Origin of the sequence: Acinetobacter sp. YH12155 (genome assembly GCF_013418255.1) — a bacterium.
GTDB classification, from domain to species: domain Bacteria; phylum Pseudomonadota; class Gammaproteobacteria; order Pseudomonadales; family Moraxellaceae; genus Acinetobacter; species Acinetobacter indicus.
In genome coordinates this window covers 19,503-36,754 of sequence record NZ_VPCK01000002.1, presented here as the reverse complement: position 1 = coordinate 36,754, position 17,252 = coordinate 19,503, and the positions used below count along the sequence as shown (strand labels likewise).

Here is a 17,252-nt window from a genome sequence, read left to right as displayed (position 1 = left end):
AGTTGTGATGGTTTCTGTGAGTGCAGATACAAAAAAACACCGGGTCTAAGCCCGGTGTTTTTTAGATAAGGTCATTACGACTCGAAATGAATTACACTACGAATTGATTTACCTTCATGCATTAAGTCAAATGCTTCATTAATCTGTTCTAACGGCATGGTATGGGTAACAAAAGGCTCCAGCTGAATATCACCTTTCATGGCCTGCTCGACCATGCCTGGTAATTGTGAACGGCCTTTAACGCCACCAAATGCAGTGCCCATCCATTTACGGCCCGTCACCAATTGGAATGGGCGGGTCGAGATTTCTTTACCGGCACCAGCCACACCAATAATCACCGATTGGCCCCAGCCACGATGGGCACATTCCAGCGCGGAACGCATGACGTTGACATTGCCGATACATTCAAAGGAATGATCAACACCCCAACCGGTCATTTCAACAATCACTTCCTGAATTGGGCGCTCATAATCATTCGGGTTAATGCAGTCAGTCGCACCAAACTGTTTGGCCAGTTCAAATTTTTCCGGGTTGGTATCAATTGCAATAATACGGCCGGCTTTGGCCTGACGCGCACCTTGCACCACGGCCAGACCAATCCCGCCTAAACCAAACACGGCAACGCTGTCACCTTCCTGCACTTTGGCAGTGTTATGCACCGCGCCAATACCGGTGGTTACACCACAGCCCAACAAGCACACCTGTTCATGGTTGGCTTCCGGGTTAATTTTGGCCAGTGACACTTCGGCCACCACAGTATATTCACTGAAAGTTGAGCAGCCCATGTAATGATAAATGGGCTGACTATTATATGAAAAACGGGTGGTACCATCTGGCATCAAACCTTTACCCTGGGTAGCACGCACCGCCACGCACAGGTTGGTTTTGCCCGATTGACAGAACAGACATTCACCACATTCCGCGGTATACAGTGGAATCACATGATCACCCGGTTTAAGGCTGGTCACACCTTCACCGACTTCCACCACCACACCCGCGCCTTCATGACCCAACACGGCTGGAAACACCCCTTCAGGATCATCACCTGACAAGGTAAAGGCATCCGTATGACATACACCGGTATGACTAATTTTAACCAAGACTTCTCCAGCTTTTGGCGGAGCCACGTCTATTTCTACAATTTCAAGGGGTTGACCCGGACCAAATGCGACCGCAGCTCTTGATTTCATGAAATTGATCATCCTTTTGATACGTCTTTAACAGATGTCTTACAGTAACCGCTTTTTATCAACAGATTCAACCTATAACATCATGATAATCTATATGAATCAGTAAAAATTTACTTCATAAAAATGATGCCATTAAAATATTACAACATGATCTGGTTGTGCTGTCTGATTCTGGCATGTACCGGTTGTAATTCGCTTGAACAGAACTATGCTGCGCAGGATGCGCCAATTGAACCAGATTTTGAACACTGGATGCCGCGACCAGAGGCACAGGCACAACTACAACGCGGACAAACCGCCTATTTACCGCTGTATGACGGATTTATCAGTATTGCTTCACGTTTACATTTAATTCATAACGCCAAACATCATTTAGACCTGCAATATTACATCTGGACCGATGACGAAATTGGTCATTTAGTGCTGGCCGAATTACTCAAAGCCGCCGACCGCGGGGTACAGGTCCGGTTACTGATTGATGACCAGAATGGCACCCAACTGGACGATACCTTGCTGGCACTCAGCCATCATCCGAACTTTAAAATTCGCCTGTTTAATCCTTATAAATTCCGTCATTTTCGGGCACTGGATTATGCCTTCCGGATGCAGGCAGTGAATCACCGCATGCACAACAAACTGATTATTGCCGATGGCGCGATTGCCGTGACCGGTGGCCGCAATATCAGCCGGGAATATTTTGATGCCAGTGATGACTTTCAGTTTACCGATGTAGATATTCTCTTTGCCGGTAATGCGGTCAAAAAAGCCAACGATAATTTCCGTGCTTTCTGGAACCATGAACTGAGTTTTAATCTGGTCCAGCTGATGGACCAGAACAGCAATAAATACCATCGTAATAGCTTGACCTTGCTGCGGGAAAAATATGCCAGCCAGCAACTGGATGAACAGGAGGTGCAACGTCGGATCAGTTTTGCCGAGCAACAGGTGGCGCAGTATTTAAAACAGCGTTCCTATCATTGGGCCAAAGCGCATTTTGTGGCTGACCCGCCAGAAAAAATCCAGGGCAAAGCCAAAGATGAAGAGATGATTTACCATCAGATGATCCAAATTATGGGCACGCCCGATCAGCATCTGGAACTGGTGTCTGCCTATTTTATTCCGACTCAACGTGGTACGGATTATATGAGCCGTCTGGCAGAAAACGGCATTGATATCCGGGTTTTGACCAACTCGTATATGGCCAATGATGTACCGATTGTGCATGCCTTCTATCAGCAATACCGGCCGCAGCTATTGGCCAGTGGCATTCGACTGTATGAGTTCAAGCGTTATATTCAGCGCGAAGAACGTACCTGGTATGAAATTATTACCGGTAACGTGATTCCAGCCAAAGGCCGCAGTGCTTCCAGCCTGCATGCCAAATTCTTTGATATTGATGGCAAGGTATTTATTGGCTCTTTTAATTTTGATCCGCGCTCGGCTTTTTTAAATACCGAAGTCGGGCTGGTGCTGGAATCTGATGAACTCCAGGATGAAATTTCAGATTCATTGAATCAGTACCTGCCGCAAATTGCCTATGAACTAAGGTTAGATGAGAAAGGACAGATTATCTGGCTGGATTATCAAAAAGATGGTTCAGTGATTCAGCACAAGGTTGATCCGGAAACCACCAGTTTCCAGCGTTTTGTGATGAATTTAATGACCCATATCCCAATCGAGTGGATGATGTAATGACATCCACATTACAGTAAATATACATTGACCAAGATAATTAAATACGAGTTGCTCTATGGGTTTGCAGCAAACCCGATACCCGGAGAGATTGTGTGATCTCTCACTTCGTATTTATCGCCAGAAGGTTTTACTCTCCTGCTACATTACTTTAAAATTCACGCTTTATTTTTCTTCTTTTTTAGATCTCTCCCCATGCAATTTTTTGATTTAAGCCGTCAATTTAAATTAAGTGATATTCTCAGCCCGACTAAAACCCTGAATGAATTGGGCCAGCAAGAGTGGTTTCTGGCCAAAGTGCGGGTCGAACATGATTGCCTGTCCGACTCGGAGCAGCTTGAAGGTCAGGTAGTGTTGCAATCGAATGAGAATATTCAGCTGGAACTGGAATGGCTGATTCAGGACACCGGTTTTGAATTGCAGGTGTTGTTTAAGGGTGTAGAAACTGCGGCTGAACAGGAAACCTTGGTGATGGTCAAAGGTGCACAACTGGTGGATGATGCACAGCAACCGCTCTCAGCCCAAGCCCTCAGCTTATGGATTGATGGCACTTTATTACCGATGTTGCCGCAAATCCGCAAGGAAATTAAAGCCCGCCTGAATTTATGGGATTATGTGGAATACGGAGCTTAAGTCCTTTTATTCTGCTTTTACTGCTGAAACATGAAAAAAGAGCGAAGTTTTTCGCTCTTTTCTGAGCTGTGCTCGTCAGATTTCCTCTCGTTCTATTTTTAAATCCAATTTATGATGAATATGCAGTTGCGCTTTCACGCATAACAATAGTTCTGGTCTTTATTATGCTGGTTTTAACTATAAAATGAGTATAAAAATGAACAAGAATATGGATGCTCAAACCTGGGGGCAAATACGACAAGTGGTTGCGCAGGCGCAGCGCGCCAGTATGCACTGCTCCATCGCCAGTGTGAGTCCGGAAGGTATCCCGAATATCACCCCGATTGGCACCTTATTTTTAAATGACAGCTCTCCCACCGGTTTCTTTTTTGACACCTACTCTGCCACGCTGCAACCGCATCTCAAACATAATGCGCAGGCCTGTATTCAGGCCGTAAACAGTAGCCGCGGGTTCTGGCTAAAATCAATGATGTCAGGTCAATTTCGCACTTATCCGGGTGTGCGTTTATATGCTGAAATTGGTGAGTTACGCCCGGCCACTGCCGAGGAAATGCATCAGGTGCGCCGTAGAATTGCGCCGTTAAAATGGACACGCGGCAGCAAGCTGATCTGGTCGGATTTCACCCAGGTCCGGGAGGTGCATATTCATGCATTTAGATGGGTAGAATATCCATCAATGATGCCAAAGACATCCTCTCTTTTTTAAAGCAGGCCGACATCCTTAAACAGACCGCAATAAAGTTCAGCCTTTTTCTCCACCGCTAAGGGATAGGCGCGAGATGAAGATGGCATACGGTATAAATGCAGCTCTCGACCAGCAAAGATCGCCTGTGAAGATTGGCCAATTACCGGTTTCGGCGTGCCTTCCGGCATTGATTCCATCAAGGTATCAGTGGCTTTATCACCCGTGGTCATAATGTACTGGCACAGCGGCATTTGCTGGAGCAGCCGATTTAAATCGGTCGGGGTGTGAATATGCAGAAATTTATCTGAAGCATTGCCCTTTAAACGGCTGATCCGGTAGGCGGTATCAAACAGCGCAATACCGGTATCTTTTAAAAAATTTTGAATCAGTTCGAGCTGAAAGTTTTTATTCGGCAGGTCTAAAAAATAGTTTTTATCCTGAAAAAAGCAGATACCAAAAATCCGCCACATATCATTCTGATAATTCGGATAATAAAATTCCATTTTCCAGCGGTTTTTGGGCGGTGGAAAACTGCCCATCATCAGTAATTTGGCATTGGATGGTAAAAAAGGCTCAAAGGGATGGGTTTCAATTTCAAGATCATCAATCATAAGGCAGCAAACTCAATTCACTTTATTCATCTTAAGCCGTTGTTTAATTTTGAGTGTTACTTCTTTGCCCCATATTTGATAAATTTCTTTACTCGGATGAAAGCCATCTTTGGCCATTTCCAGTTGCATCTGCTGATATTGCGCAATGTCATATTCAATCCAGTCCATGTTTGGCTGCTTTTGAATAAATTTATGCAGTTCACGGTTCATCTGCTTGGCATATTGGCCAAACAGCCACGCCAGCGGATTCGGTAAAGCCGGGAAAAGTTGCATCGGTGGTACACCTGCTGCAAGGATGAGCTGTGGCTGGAATTTAGCTGCAATCAGCTGATACAACTGCGCCTGCTTTTGAATCCAGATATCGGCTGGCATCAATTTGGTGACATCATTCACCCCGACCAAGGTGACCACTACATCAAATTTTTCGCTGTCTAGCTGCTGAACGCTTTGAATGACCTGCCCCGTGGTATTGCCTGTTTTGGCATGCAGTTCCCAGCTGACCTGAAATTCGGAAGTAAGTCCGGCCAGAATCGCGCCGAGCAAGGCATCTTCCTGATGGCTGACGCCAACGCCGGCAGCGGCTGAATCCCCCAGAATCAAAATGGATAAGGCCTGTCCCTGACCGCTCGTGCCTTCACGTTCGCCTTCTGGCTCTGCCAGTCTTAAGGTATTTTTCTTGACCCGGCGGCCCTGGATAATCAGGGCGGGAATTAAACCCAAGGTTGCAAGCTTCAGAAACATCGCGTTGTCGATCATCTTCAAAAAAATCGGGCCTATTTTAACCAAAATAAGCCCTCTATTTTTATCTTTCTATGAAATATTTTTAAATTTTCAAATATTTAAAACAAACATTTAAAATAAAAAGTGAAAAGCGCCAAATGGAACTTTTCACTTGATATTAATATGAATTAACCGAGCTTATTGACCAGTTTTAACGGTAAGACTTTCATGGCCAAGCCCAGCGGCAACCATGGCCATTTCGGTACATAGGCTTTTACCGGTGCTTTTTCAATTTCTGCGGCCAGTAAGCGTGAACCGGTTTGCTCATCCACTTCAAATGGTAGTTTTTTCGCGCCTTCGTTAATTTCGGTACGGATATAGCCCGGGAAAATGGTGGTGACTTTAATTGGCGTATCAATCAGCTCGGCACGGATGCCTTCGGCCAGATGCGCAACACCAGCTTTACTGGCGCCATACGCAGTCAGATGTTTTGGCATACCACGCATTGCACTCATGGATGAAATCATCACCAGATGGCCAGAGTTTTGGGCACGGAAAATTTCTACCGCAGCTTCACATTGTGCCAGCGCTGAAATAAAGTTGGTTTCAACCGTGGCGCGGTTAATCGCAAAGTTGCCTTTACCGATCCGGCGGCCTTCACCAACCCCGGCATTGACAATAATCCGGTCAATCGTGCCCAGTTCTTCCTTAAAAGCACGAAACACCTCAAATACCTGATCATAATTGGTCACATCTAAGGTTTTTGCGGCCACGCTCACGCCGTACTTGCTTTCCAGTTCGTGTTTTAAGCTTTCCAGACGTTCCATACGACGCGCACAAATGGCCAGGTTATAGCCTTTTTGTGCAAATTCGCGGGCCATACCGGCACCAATGCCGGAACTTGCGCCGGTAATTAAAATTGTTTTGGTCATCTGTCTATTCCTTGATTAAATCCAGGTTAATAATTCTGGATGTTGTGCTTTTATAAAATGATGTTCATTCAGACTTAACAATTGCGGCTCATTACCAACCAGACGCAAGGTGGTCATGCTGGTATTGGCGATGGCCCAGTTCAGTGCAAAAGTCCGGTTAGGATTCAGTTCCAGAATTTTTCCAGCCGCAACCGAAATGACCCCGCCCGAAGTAAACACAATCGCGTAACGCGGTTTGGTTTTGGCCAGTTCATCACACAGGTTTTGCAAGGCCGTTTCGACCCGAGCCTTGAAATGCGGCCAGGATTCTTCATATTCATGGTGATATTCACCACCGGTCCAACGCTCAATGGCACCTTCAAAAATTTTTGCCAGATACGCCCGCGGATTAAGCTCTTTGGCTACATCGGCCTTTAATAAATGCGGTTCATTAAAACGCGGTTCGTATTGGGCAAACACCTGCTGATGGTTAAACTCGTTCCAGTCCGGATTAGTGACCAGATGAGCTTCAGGGAAACATTCGGCCAGAGCGATCTGTGCGGTCTGCTGATGGCGCTGCATGGAGCCAGCCACCACATAGGGCTCTTCTTTTAAGATGTTATCAAAATACTGACCCAACAGTTTGGCCTGCAATTCCCCATTCGGCGAAAGCTGGTCATAGCTTTCTGCACCAAACGAAGCCTGACCATGACGGATTAAATAAATAGTCGTCATTTCGGCAGCTCCTTAAATTTGGCCATATATTTTTGTGCCAGCTCATTGGCTTCAATTTTTTGCAGCCCAATCAGTTTTAAGGCGCGGATATGCAAGGCATGAATCACAATCCAGAAATCTTTAAAGGCCGGATTATTGGTCTGTTTATGATAATAACGGTAGTAAATCTGCTGCGCGATCACTGCCAGACGGAAAATCCCGAACACTTCATAGAAAGTCCAGTTTTCCGGTTGCAGGCCGGTTTTTTCCAGATAGTAATCGACCACCTGTTTACGGGTGAACATGCCTTTTAAATGGGTCGGCTGACGGCGGGTGGCTTTAAAAATCTGGTTATCGGTGTCTTCTACCCAGTAGGCCAAAGCCGAACCAAGATCCATCAGCGGATCGCCCAGAGTTGCCATTTCCCAGTCCAGCACGCCAATCACTTCGGTTGGACGCTGCGGATTTAAAATCACATTATCAAAACGCCAGTCATTGTGAATAATACAGGTGGTGGAATCTGCCGGAATATTCTCGTGCAGCCATTTACGCACATATTTAAATGATGGCACATTCAGGGTTTTGGCTTTTTCATAGCGACTGTCCCAGCCTTCTACCTGACGACGGCAATAACCCTCACCTTTACCGAGTTTTTCCAGTTCAGTGCCCTGATACGGCACCTGATGCAGCTCGATTAATTTATCAATCACATTAATGCACAGTTCCTGAACCTGGGTTTCATCAAAGTTCAGTTCTGGCGGCAGTTTGGCCCGCGGGATAATACCTTCCACGCGCTGCATGATATAAAAATCACAGCCAATCACCGATTCATCCTGACACAGCGCCACCATCTGCGGTAATACCGGATAATACGGTGCCAGATTTTTTTGTACATGATATTCACGCGCCATGTCATGCGCAGATTTGGCTTTGGTGCCTTTAGGTGGGCGACGTAAAATTAAATCGGCATTGCGATAGTTCAGACGATAGGTCCAGTTAGAGGCACCGCCTGAATATTGGGTCACTTCAACGGGTTCCTGAACATCAACCCCTTGCGCCTTTAACCACTGGCTTACCGCCTGAATATCCAGTTCCTCGCCTTCACGAACCTGACCGCCAACATCAATCACTGACATGTTATTTTCCTGATTTTTCACTTTTTTAGGTCTTGCTCTATTAGAGCATTTTCAGCTGTAAAGACCCACACTGTTTCTGGTGTTTTGCCACTTATTTTTTACGACGGGTACTGTAGCCACGTTTGGCCAGTTCCAGTTTGGCAATCATGCCTTTATGCACTTCATCGGGACCATCGGCCAAACGTAAGGCACGCGCCTGGGCAAAGAAACCGGTCAATGGCGTATCGCGGGACAGCCCGGCACCGCCGTGGATTTGCATGGCCATATCCACCACTTTTTCCAGCACGCTTGGCGCCACCACTTTAATGGCAGAAATTTCTGTTAAGGCGGCCATATTGCCTAAAGTATCCATTTTATAGGCAGCATAAAGTGTTAACAGGCGTGCCTGATCAATTGCCACACGCGCTTCGGCCACACGCTCCAAATTGCCACCGAGTTTCAGGATTTCCTTGCCAAAGGCAGTCCGGTTCATGCCGCGGTCAATCATCAGTTCCAGTGATTTTTCTGCCGCACCGATACAACGCATACAGTGATGAATCCGGCCGGGTCCTAAACGGCCCTGGGCAATTTCAAAACCTTGGCCGGCACCGCCAATAAAATTGGCCACTGGCACGCGGACATTGTCAAAGCTGACTTCACCATGCCCATGCGGCGCATCGTAATCGCCAAACACCGGTAACATACGTTCAATTTTTACCCCTGCGGTATCAACCGGGACCAGCACCATTGAATGTTGATGATGACGGTCTTTGCTTTCGTCCGGGGTATGCGCCATAAAAATAATGATTTTGGCATTCGGATCGCCCAGACCCGATGACCACCATTTACGCCCGTTCAGGACAATCTCATCACCATCTACCACCGCCGTGGCCTGCATATTGGTCGCATCAGAAGAGGCGACTGCCGGTTCAGTCATACAAAACACCGAGCGGATTTTGCCTTCAAGCAGCGGCATCAGCCATTGCTGTTTTTGCTGTTCTGAACCATAACGCCATAACACTTCCATGTTGCCGCTATCTGGCGCGTTACAGTTAAATACGGTCGGGGCAATCAGGCTACGGCCAGACAGTTCGGCAATATGTGCATATTCCTGCACTGACAGGCCCTGTCCTAATTCAGGACAAGGTAAAAACATATTCCACAGTCCGGCGGCTCTGGCCTTGGCTTTTAAACTTTCTAATTGCGCCGGCCACTGCCATTGCGTCCAGTCACCGCCCTGATTCAGTTCATGCACCTGCTGCCAAAAGTCGGCCTCAATTGGTTCAATTTCTGTTTGAATAAACTGTTGGGTTCTTTCGAGATAATCCTGTGCGCGTGCTGACAATTCAAACATGACTGTAGCTTCCTCAATCTGTTGTTATATTGGCTTTACAACACCTTAACCTAAAAATTATTATGCATGAAATGATTTTATTGAATTAAGCACTATGCACAATATTCATAATAATAGCCCAATGGATCTGGGTACTTTTCATCGTATTGATATTAATTTATACCCGCTATTTATTGCGATTTTTGAACAAAAAAATATTTCCAAAGCGGCGCAGCTCTTATGTATCAGCCAGTCGGCGACCAGTCACGCTTTACAAAGGCTTAGGTTACAGTTACAGGATGATCTGTTTATTCGCACCGGCCATCAGATGTTACCAACGCCGTTTGCCGAGCAGATTTATCCGACCATTAAAACTGCACTGCTGTCTATTCAGCATATTGCCCGGCAAAAACAGCAGTTTGAACCGGCGATGGTACATACCCTGAAAATTGCCATACATGATGAAATTGAACCGATTATTTTTCCCAAACTGGTGCAGCATTTTCAGCAGCTGAATCTGGAGATTCAGTTTTTAAGCAGCAAGCTAGACCGTAAAACCATGATCAATGATCTGGCGACCCAGCAAATTGATTTTGTGATTGATCTGGAACACAACCTGGGCGATAAAATCCAGTTTCAGGCGCTGGTACAAGACCGTTTCGTGGTTTGTAGCCAGCGTTCATCCATAGATAAAGAATTATATTTGTCTGCGCCGCATATTGGTGTTTCTTCACGCCGTAGTGGCTTGTTGCTGGAAGATATTTATTTAAAGCGCAATCAGCTGTCGCGAACCCTGTTATTACGCTGTCAGCATTATTCCACTGCCCTGCAAATTCTGGCGCAGCATGACACGGCGATGCTGACCATTCCGGAAAGTATTTTGCGGCATTTACATATTGACCCGAAGCTACATATTTTTGAATCGCCTGTAGACCTGCCGCAAATTGATTTGGGGATGTTCTGGTATAAGGAGATGCAAGAGAATGCACGTCATGCATTTTTAAGAGCGGAAATTTCTAAAATTTTTGCTTAGGCTATTTCAGTAGATTAATCTTAATTATGCTTAGGCTATTTTAAATGAAGTCAGAAAATTTACTTAGGCTATTTAGATCACTCAAATTTAAGGTTCTTGATTGTCATCAAATCCCCAATATCGCTCAATCCCTTGCCAAATCAGGTATTGCAGCGTAGCTGATTTGTTAAAAACCGGCTGATTGGTGATTTAATCGACCAGCGAATTGCGCCATTTCTTTTACACTAGCACTTTTATTTTTCACGGTTTACAGCTGACTGGCCTGATCTGTTCAGCTGAATTGAAAGTGTCTATGTTGACTGAACTCTCCCCTTTCTGGCTGCTGGCATTGGCCGCTGGATGCTGTCTTGTTGCGTTTATTCTGTTGGGTAAAATTTCCCGCTTTGTGCAGCAACTGTTTCGACCTTTTAAAAAAGGCAAAACCTATTGGGCGCGGGTCACTGCAGTCAGCGATGGCGATACCCTCACCCTATACCGTTTTAATTTAAGACGTTCAGAAACCCGTATCCGCTTTGCCTATATTGATGCGCCAGAATCGAGCCAAAGTTATGGTCCGGAAACCCGGCGTCTGGTCAAAACTATGCTGCACCAGAAGGTGGTGCGAGTCAAAATTACCGATATTGATCGCTATGGCCGCCATGTCGGGGTGATTTATCGCTACCGTAAAAATGTCAATGAAGAACTGGTCAAACGTGGCGCCGCCTGGGTCTATGAAGATTATATTCGTGATCGCAAGCAGCTGGCGCATATGCGTGCCTTACAGACTCAGGCCAGAGCACGGAAAAAAGGCCTCTGGAAAAGTAGCCGCCCGGTGCGGCCAAGTGTCTATCGCAAACAGAACCGTAAATAAAATGCTCAGGTGGATTTTTAAAGTCCGAAGATGATTCAGCTTAATAAGCCCATTGCACCAGCAAACGAAAAGCCCCGGCAATCAGCGCCAAAGCCACAAAGCCGGCCAGCCAGAGACCAATAAACCACAGCAGCTGTGTACGTTTCATTGCGGCTCCTTGATGACTAAGGGAATAACTGACCTATAATGATGTGCTTCATGTCGATTTTCTTTAATGATAGCCATCATCCCCGACCCGGACTTTATGGCGAAAAATCCAATAGGACATCGCGCTATACCCTAGAATAATCGGAATTAAAATCAGCGCTCCAATGAGAGTAAAACGCTGACTGCTTTCCGGTGCAGCAGCCTGCCAGAAGCTGACCGAGGGCGGAATAATATAAGGCCATAAGCTGATTAAAAAACCGCTATAGGCCAGAAATACCAAGGCCAGCGTATACAAAAATGGGCGAAACTGTTGCTGTTGCCGGCAGGCTTTTAAAGCCAGATAAGTAAAGATCAGCACCAGTATCGGCACCGGAGAGAAATACAGCAGCTGCGGCAGACTAAACCAGCGCTCGGCAATGTGCGGCTGGGTTATCGGGGTATAAATACTGACGGCTGCTAAAACAATCAATAGGCCGGTCAGCATCTTCGGCATTAAACGGTACATACGCTGCTGTAGCGCCTGATCGGTTTTAAAAATAAGCCAGCCACAACCTAAAGTGGCGTACAACATTACCACGCCAGCACCAGTAAACAGGCTAAACGGCGTTAACCAGTCCAAGCCATGGCCCGCATATACCCCCTGCTCGGTACGAATACCCTGAATATAAGCGCCCAAAATTACGCCTTGTAAAAAGCTGCTAAAAACAGAGCCACCAATAAAGGCTTTATCCCACCAATGTTTGCTGCTGTTGGCCTTAAAACGGAACTCAAAGGCAACACCGCGAAAAATTAAGGCAATCACCATTAAAATGACCGGTAAATACAGGGCTGAAAGCACCGTGGCATAGGCCAAGGGAAAAGCAGCAAACAGGCTGGCGCCTCCCAGCACCATCCAGGTTTCATTGCCATCCCAAATTGGCGCGACGGTATTCATCATCACATCCCGCTCTGCCTGCTCGGGAAAAAATGGAAATAAAATCCCGATGCCCAAATCAAAGCCATCTAACACCACATACATCAGCACCGCGAAGGCAATAATCCCGATCCACAGCAAAGATAAATCCATCATGGCTCCTGCTCCTGTTTGGGGCGCTCGGCGGGCGGGTTAAGCCGCTCGGTGACACTGCTTAACGGCCGTCTGGAGGCTTGAGTAAGCTCAGCATCAGAGGCTGATGATGGCGCTGAATGAATCAGTTCCGGCCCTTTGTGCATCAGTCTGAGCATGTAATAAATGCCCATCCCAAACACCACAAAATACACCAGTACAAAAATCATCAAACTCAGGCCAACCTGCTCTGCAGACACCGGCGATAAGGCATCTTCGGTACGTAACACCCCATAGACCACCCACGGCTGGCGGCCGACTTCTGTGGTAAACCAGCCGGCCAATAAGGCAATAAAACCAGAGGGCCCCATCCACACAAAACGCTGAAAACGACGATGTTCATATAAACGCTGTCGTTTACGTAGCCACAATCCCCATAGCGCCAGAATCAGCATCAGCACGCCTAAGCCGACCATAATCCGGAAACTCCAGAACACAATGGTCGAATTGGGCCGATCTTCCGGGGCAAATTCTTTTAAACCGGTCACGGTGCCATCCAGCGAATGGGTCAGAATTACGCTGCCCAAGTTGGGAATCGCCAGCACATATTTGGTTTCTTCGGCCTGCATATCTGGAATACCAAACAGATACAGCGGCATGCCTTTCTCATGATTGGTATTCCAATGCCCTTCCATCGCTGCCAGTTTGGCTGGTTGATGTTGCAGGGTATTCAAGCCATGTAAATCGCCCACCAGCACCTGTAAGGGAGTTAAGATCAGCATCAGCCACAGGGCCATCGAAAACGAGGTTTTTACCAGTGCATCCCGACGGCCTTTAAGTAAATGCCAGGCAGCCGTGGCAGCCACCAGCAAAGCAGAGACCAAAAAGGCGGCAATAGCCATATGCGCCAGCCGATACAGGAATGACGGATTAAAGACAATGGCCCACCAGTCCTGTGGCACCAGAATGCCATTTTCGATGCTGAAACCTTGCGGAGTTTGCATCCAGCTATTGGCTGATAAAATCCAGAACATGGAAATACAGGTGCCAATTGCGACCATTAAAGTCGAGAAAAAATGCGCTTTGGGTCCTACCCGTCCCCAGCCAAACAGCATAATGCCAAGAAAACCCGCTTCCAAAAAGAAAGCGGTGAGCACTTCATAGGCCAATAATGGTCCGGTGACACTGCCGGCGATACGGGAAAATTCACTCCAGTTGGTGCCAAACTGATAGCTCATGACAATGCCAGAAACCACCCCCATGGCAAAGGCGACCGCAAAAATCTTGACCCAGAATTTAAATAGGTCCTGATAAATCGGATTACGACTGCGTAACCAGCGCCATTCCAGAATCGCCAGAAAACTGGCCAGACCAATGGAAATGGCCGGAAAAATGATATGAAACGAAACTGTAAAGGCAAACTGAATCCGGGCCAGTTCCAGCGCGGTAAAACCGAGGGTCATCATGCCACCTTTCAAAAGGTCGAGCTGCGCTCAGGGTGTAGAGTTTTAAATATAGCGTTTTGAATTTTTCTCATCGCGCTTCAGCATAGGACGAAGTTGTATAGGCCTTGTGTAGGCTTTTGATCAAGAATCTTTAAGCGAGTAATTTCTGCAACTGATGAGTTTTTTTGGAAGATAGAAGCGCTGATTTTTTATTCTTGCGGTTTATCAGCTGGATAGACAGGACTGGATGAGAGGAATTTTTGTAGTTCAGTTGATTGACCTTAACGCTGCTTAACAAATCTATAGCAATACACGTTGCCCCCTCATCTTTTATCATCTGTTTTTTGAATCCTTCGCTGGCTTCCCTACTTGAAAAAAATTCCGAACAGGCGTACATTGACTTTGTTTTAGTTACCCTGGTTAACTATTTTTTTTATGCCAAGCTCTCCCTTAAAATTTCGTACCGCCTTATTACGCTGCGCACGTCTGTTCAGCGATGAAGTTAATACTCTGTTATTGCCGCATCAGCTTAATTATTCCTTGTGGCAGGTGTTATATGTCATTCATTTAAAACAGCAATGCACCCAGGTAGATATTGCCGCCTATTTAAAGGTGTCCAAACCGAGCATCACCAAACGTATCCGGGTGTTGCTGGACTTAGGTTTAATTCAGCAACTTGAAAGTAGTGATAAACGGCAGAAATGCCTGACTTTTAGCTCTCACGGGCAGGAACTTTTCAAGCATTGTTCCACCCAGATTGATCAGTTTGAACAACAGCTGCTGCAGTCTTTTACAGTTACGGACATCGCCCATACCCGCGAGATCCTTAATCAGCTGAGTGAACAGTTACAACCGACCCTACAAGGTGAAGACAAATGAGTTCAGCACAAGCACCGCTATGGACCAGAAACTTTATCCTGGTCGGCCTGATCAATTTTCAACTGGTACTGATTTTTTATCTATTGGTGATTGTGATTGTCGGTTATGCCGTGGCGGAATTAAATGCCAGCATTGCCGAAGCCGGTTTAATTTCAGGACTGTTTATTGTCGGCACCTTATTTGGCCGTCTGCTGATTGGCAAATGCCTACAGCGTTTCGGTTATCGTAGCACCCTGCTTTTTGGGCTGGCCGGTTTCTTGCTGCTTTCCTTAGGCTATTTTATAGAGATGGGGGTGACTGCCCTGCTCGGCATCCGTTTTATTCATGGCTTTATGATGGGAGTCGCCTCTACCGTACTCGGCACAGTCATCGCACAAACTCTGCCGCCCACCCGCCGTGGTGAAGGTATTGGCTATTACAGCATGAGCAGCACCCTGGGTACGGCGATTGGTCCTTTTGTCGCGATCTGGATGATGCTGCACACCAGTTATCAGACGATTTTTAGCTTATCCAGTGTCTTGGCGCTGGGCTGTCTGGTAGTGGCCTGTTTTATCCGGATGCCGAACCTGGCGCAGCCTAAACCTGCAGCCACCGCGACAGCAGGCAAAGGTTTTGGCTTCTGGACCCAGTATCTGGAAAAGAATGCGCTGCCCATTTCCCTGATTATGCTGTTTGCTTCCATCTGTTATTCCGGCGTGCTGTCATTTATTAACTTTTACGCCAAGGAAATTGATCTGGTCGAAGCCGCGTCCTTATTCTTTTTGATGTATGCCATCGCCATTTTGTTTTCGCGTCCATTTACCGGGCGGCTTATGGATCGTAAAGGTGAAAATATCATTATGTATCCGGCCTTTATTGTAATGGCGATTGCCCTGTTTCTGCTGAGTCAGGCGCATAACTCCAGTATATTACTACTTTGCGCCGGTTTGCTCGGTCTGGGCTATGGCAATATTCAATCAGTCTGTCAGACCATTGCGGTCAAAAGTACCTCACTGGAACGCATGGGACTGGCGACCTCGACCTATTTTATCTGTCTGGATGCCGGGCTGGGCTTCGGGCCGTATTTGATCGGAATCGCGCTGAAATCGGTCAGCTATGCGCAGATGTATTTCTATAGTGCCATCGCCGCGCTGCTGTGTTTAGGCCTGTATTATCTGCTGCATGGTCGTCATGCTCATCAGATGCAGCCACAGTTATCACGCTAACGCAAGCAACACGCTTAAAACCGCCGGCCAAAGCGCTGGCGGTATTCCATTGGGGTCAGGCCGGTTTTCTTACGAAATAAACGCCGGAATGAGCTCGGATCTTCATAGCCCACCATTTGCATAATCCGGTCAATCGGCTGCTCGGTTTCTTCCAGCCGTTTTTGCACAGCTTCAATACGAATAGCCTGCATATACTGATTCGGCGCCACATCTAACACTGCTTTAAAACGGCGAATGAGCGTGCGCGGGCTGATATTAAAGCGCGCCGCCACATCTTCCATATTCAAGTTTTCACTAAAATGCTGCTCCAGCCAATGCTGGATTTCTTTTACCAAACCATCCTGATGTGGCTTGCTCATACGCATCAAGGAATAGGACAACTGGTTGTCACGGCGAAAATCCAGCACAAAGGATTTGGCCGTCTGAATGGCAATTTCAAAGCCATAAAAGCGTTCAATTAAATGCAGGCCCAAATCGAACCAGGCCAACCCGCCACCGGCACAATAGACATGATCGGACTGGGTAATCAGGCGATCCGCCTGTAAATGGACTTCTGGATAGCGCTGCTGGAACAGATCTTTAAAACCCCAATGCGTGGTGGCGCTGCGGCCCTTTAAAATTCCGGCTTCTGCCAGAAAAAAATTCCCGGTACAGTTTCCGGCAATCAGGCATTGGGCTTGATCGGCCTGTTGCAGAACATTCATGAGCAACTGATTTTTTTCCAGAATCTGCTCGATGGAACCGGCCAAAGTCGGAATCACCAGCAAATCGGCCTGCTGGATTTCACTATAGGCCAGATGCGCCTCAATGCGTAAACCATTACTGCATTGCACCGTTTTTCCCTGTGGCGAGGCAATCTGCACCTGAAACAAACGCTGGATGTCCTGTTTCTGAATCCGGTTCCAGCTAATGCCGGCCAGACTGAATAAATCGGCCACACCGGTTATGGCCGAGGCCAGTGCACCATCATAGGCCAGAATAAAAACCTGCTTCATGCTTTCTTCCCAAATGTCGTTTTTAGCTCCTTGAGTGTCATTATTGACA

General features: G+C 46.8%; 18 protein-coding genes. 7 read left to right on the top strand and 11 right to left on the bottom strand.

Annotated elements, in window-relative coordinates; genetic code table 11:
• Positions 1–74: 74 nt before the first annotated feature.
• Positions 75–1,190 carry an S-(hydroxymethyl)glutathione dehydrogenase/class III alcohol dehydrogenase gene (locus FTU86_RS01625; RefSeq protein ID WP_180036377.1) on the bottom strand — a complete coding sequence of 372 codons (1,116 nt, stop codon included), beginning with the start codon at positions 1,188–1,190 and terminating at the stop codon, positions 75–77.
• A gap of 123 nt (positions 1,191–1,313) precedes the next feature.
• Here FTU86_RS01625 and FTU86_RS01620 point away from each other — a divergent pair, with 123 nt between their 5' ends.
• From FTU86_RS01620 to FTU86_RS01610, 3 genes are all read left to right on the top strand, one after another.
• Positions 1,314–2,882: a phospholipase D family protein gene (locus FTU86_RS01620; RefSeq protein WP_168395741.1), complete on the top strand. Its 1,569-nt coding sequence runs from the start codon at positions 1,314–1,316 to the stop codon at positions 2,880–2,882.
• A 195-nt stretch (positions 2,883–3,077) separates the two neighbouring features.
• Positions 3,078–3,515, top strand: coding sequence for a hypothetical protein (locus tag FTU86_RS01615; protein WP_005178205.1), 438 nt, complete (start codon positions 3,078–3,080; stop codon positions 3,513–3,515).
• A gap of 196 nt (positions 3,516–3,711) precedes the next feature.
• A complete protein-coding gene (locus tag FTU86_RS01610; protein ID WP_180036378.1) occupies positions 3,712–4,221 on the top strand; it encodes a pyridoxamine 5'-phosphate oxidase family protein in 510 nt (169 codons plus the stop codon).
• Here FTU86_RS01610 and FTU86_RS01605 read toward each other — a convergent pair.
• The 6 genes from FTU86_RS01605 to FTU86_RS01580 form a co-directional block, all read right to left on the bottom strand.
• Positions 4,218–4,808: a uracil-DNA glycosylase family protein gene (locus FTU86_RS01605; protein WP_171065083.1), complete on the bottom strand. Its 591-nt coding sequence runs from the start codon at positions 4,806–4,808 to the stop codon at positions 4,218–4,220. The genes FTU86_RS01610 and FTU86_RS01605 overlap by 4 nt on opposite strands.
• A 15-nt stretch (positions 4,809–4,823) precedes the next feature.
• Entirely contained in the window at positions 4,824–5,552 is a 729-nt protein-coding gene (locus tag FTU86_RS01600; protein WP_180036379.1) for an SGNH/GDSL hydrolase family protein, read from the bottom strand.
• Positions 5,553–5,719: 167 nt separating this feature from the next.
• Positions 5,720–6,463 carry an SDR family oxidoreductase gene (locus tag FTU86_RS01595; protein WP_104473110.1) on the bottom strand — a complete coding sequence of 248 codons (744 nt, stop codon included), beginning with the start codon at positions 6,461–6,463 and terminating at the stop codon, positions 5,720–5,722.
• Between the two features lie 15 nt (positions 6,464–6,478).
• The gene (locus FTU86_RS01590) at positions 6,479–7,177 is read right to left on the bottom strand and encodes a histidine phosphatase family protein (RefSeq protein WP_075167055.1); all 699 of its coding nucleotides are present in this window, start codon (positions 7,175–7,177) and stop codon (positions 6,479–6,481) included.
• Positions 7,174–8,292, bottom strand: a complete 1,119-nt coding sequence (locus FTU86_RS01585) for a phosphotransferase family protein (RefSeq protein ID WP_168393950.1) — start codon at positions 8,290–8,292, stop codon at positions 7,174–7,176. The genes FTU86_RS01590 and FTU86_RS01585 overlap by 4 nt, the downstream gene beginning before the upstream one ends.
• A gap of 91 nt (positions 8,293–8,383) precedes the next feature.
• Entirely contained in the window at positions 8,384–9,625 is a 1,242-nt protein-coding gene (locus FTU86_RS01580) for an acyl-CoA dehydrogenase family protein (RefSeq protein WP_104470156.1), read from the bottom strand.
• A 94-nt stretch (positions 9,626–9,719) separates the two neighbouring features.
• On the opposite strand from FTU86_RS01580, the gene FTU86_RS01575 reads away from it, so the two are divergent.
• Both FTU86_RS01575 and FTU86_RS01570 read left to right on the top strand, forming a co-directional pair.
• Positions 9,720–10,637 (top strand): LysR family transcriptional regulator, encoded by a 918-nt coding sequence (locus FTU86_RS01575; RefSeq protein WP_180036380.1) that lies wholly within the window; start codon positions 9,720–9,722, stop codon positions 10,635–10,637.
• 292 nt (positions 10,638–10,929) lie between these two features.
• Positions 10,930–11,487 (top strand): thermonuclease family protein, encoded by a 558-nt coding sequence (locus tag FTU86_RS01570; RefSeq protein ID WP_180048400.1) that lies wholly within the window; start codon positions 10,930–10,932, stop codon positions 11,485–11,487.
• A gap of 40 nt (positions 11,488–11,527) precedes the next feature.
• On the opposite strand, the gene FTU86_RS01565 is transcribed toward FTU86_RS01570, so the two are convergent.
• The 3 genes from FTU86_RS01565 to FTU86_RS01555 all read right to left on the bottom strand — a co-directional run bounded on the left by FTU86_RS01565 (position 11,528) and on the right by FTU86_RS01555 (position 14,142).
• Positions 11,528–11,635, bottom strand: a complete 108-nt coding sequence (locus FTU86_RS01565; RefSeq protein WP_005178219.1) for a hypothetical protein — start codon at positions 11,633–11,635, stop codon at positions 11,528–11,530.
• A gap of 63 nt (positions 11,636–11,698) precedes the next feature.
• Positions 11,699–12,703, bottom strand: a complete 1,005-nt coding sequence (gene cydB, locus FTU86_RS01560) for a cytochrome d ubiquinol oxidase subunit II (protein WP_180036381.1) — start codon at positions 12,701–12,703, stop codon at positions 11,699–11,701.
• The gene (locus FTU86_RS01555) at positions 12,700–14,142 is read right to left on the bottom strand and encodes a cytochrome ubiquinol oxidase subunit I (protein ID WP_180036382.1); all 1,443 of its coding nucleotides are present in this window, start codon (positions 14,140–14,142) and stop codon (positions 12,700–12,702) included. The genes cydB and FTU86_RS01555 overlap by 4 nt, the downstream gene beginning before the upstream one ends.
• 417 nt (positions 14,143–14,559) lie before the next feature.
• Here FTU86_RS01555 and FTU86_RS01550 point away from each other — a divergent pair, with 417 nt between their 5' ends.
• Both FTU86_RS01550 and FTU86_RS01545 read left to right on the top strand, forming a co-directional pair.
• Entirely contained in the window at positions 14,560–15,003 is a 444-nt protein-coding gene (locus FTU86_RS01550; protein WP_016658066.1) for a MarR family winged helix-turn-helix transcriptional regulator, read from the top strand.
• Complete coding sequence (locus FTU86_RS01545) at positions 15,000–16,208, top strand: MFS transporter (RefSeq protein ID WP_180036383.1); 1,209 nt, start codon at positions 15,000–15,002, stop codon at positions 16,206–16,208. The genes FTU86_RS01550 and FTU86_RS01545 overlap by 4 nt, the downstream gene beginning before the upstream one ends.
• 14 nt (positions 16,209–16,222) lie before the next feature.
• Here the strand turns inward: FTU86_RS01545 and FTU86_RS01540 are convergent, their stop codons facing one another.
• Positions 16,223–17,203: a GlxA family transcriptional regulator gene (locus FTU86_RS01540; protein WP_180048399.1), complete on the bottom strand. Its 981-nt coding sequence runs from the start codon at positions 17,201–17,203 to the stop codon at positions 16,223–16,225.
• Positions 17,204–17,252 lie beyond the last annotated feature (49 nt).

What these genes read in the sequence shown, in the direction of transcription:
- FTU86_RS01615 (WP_005178205.1), top strand. Translation starts at nt 3,078, where the DNA reads ATGCAATTTTTTGATTTAAGCCGTCAATTTAAATTAAGTGATATTCTC.
- FTU86_RS01585 (WP_168393950.1), bottom strand. Translation starts at nt 8,292, where the DNA reads ATGTCAGTGATTGATGTTGGCGGTCAGGTTCGTGAAGGCGAGGAACTG.
- FTU86_RS01600 (WP_180036379.1), bottom strand. Translation starts at nt 5,552, where the DNA reads ATGTTTCTGAAGCTTGCAACCTTGGGTTTAATTCCCGCCCTGATTATC.
- FTU86_RS01610 (WP_180036378.1), top strand. Translation starts at nt 3,712, where the DNA reads ATGAACAAGAATATGGATGCTCAAACCTGGGGGCAAATACGACAAGTG.
- FTU86_RS01540 (WP_180048399.1), bottom strand. Translation starts at nt 17,203, where the DNA reads ATGAAGCAGGTTTTTATTCTGGCCTATGATGGTGCACTGGCCTCGGCC.
- FTU86_RS01580 (WP_104470156.1), bottom strand. Translation starts at nt 9,625, where the DNA reads ATGTTTGAATTGTCAGCACGCGCACAGGATTATCTCGAAAGAACCCAA.
- FTU86_RS01545 (WP_180036383.1), top strand. Translation starts at nt 15,000, where the DNA reads ATGAGTTCAGCACAAGCACCGCTATGGACCAGAAACTTTATCCTGGTC.
- FTU86_RS01595 (WP_104473110.1), bottom strand. Translation starts at nt 6,463, where the DNA reads ATGACCAAAACAATTTTAATTACCGGCGCAAGTTCCGGCATTGGTGCC.
- FTU86_RS01590 (WP_075167055.1), bottom strand. Translation starts at nt 7,177, where the DNA reads ATGACGACTATTTATTTAATCCGTCATGGTCAGGCTTCGTTTGGTGCA.
- FTU86_RS01575 (WP_180036380.1), top strand. Translation starts at nt 9,720, where the DNA reads ATGCACAATATTCATAATAATAGCCCAATGGATCTGGGTACTTTTCAT.
- FTU86_RS01620 (WP_168395741.1), top strand. Translation starts at nt 1,314, where the DNA reads ATGATGCCATTAAAATATTACAACATGATCTGGTTGTGCTGTCTGATT.
- FTU86_RS01625 (WP_180036377.1), bottom strand. Translation starts at nt 1,190, where the DNA reads ATGAAATCAAGAGCTGCGGTCGCATTTGGTCCGGGTCAACCCCTTGAA.
- FTU86_RS01550 (WP_016658066.1), top strand. Translation starts at nt 14,560, where the DNA reads ATGCCAAGCTCTCCCTTAAAATTTCGTACCGCCTTATTACGCTGCGCA.
- FTU86_RS01570 (WP_180048400.1), top strand. Translation starts at nt 10,930, where the DNA reads ATGTTGACTGAACTCTCCCCTTTCTGGCTGCTGGCATTGGCCGCTGGA.
- FTU86_RS01555 (WP_180036382.1), bottom strand. Translation starts at nt 14,142, where the DNA reads ATGACCCTCGGTTTTACCGCGCTGGAACTGGCCCGGATTCAGTTTGCC.
- cydB (WP_180036381.1), bottom strand. Translation starts at nt 12,703, where the DNA reads ATGATGGATTTATCTTTGCTGTGGATCGGGATTATTGCCTTCGCGGTG.
- FTU86_RS01565 (WP_005178219.1), bottom strand. Translation starts at nt 11,635, where the DNA reads ATGAAACGTACACAGCTGCTGTGGTTTATTGGTCTCTGGCTGGCCGGC.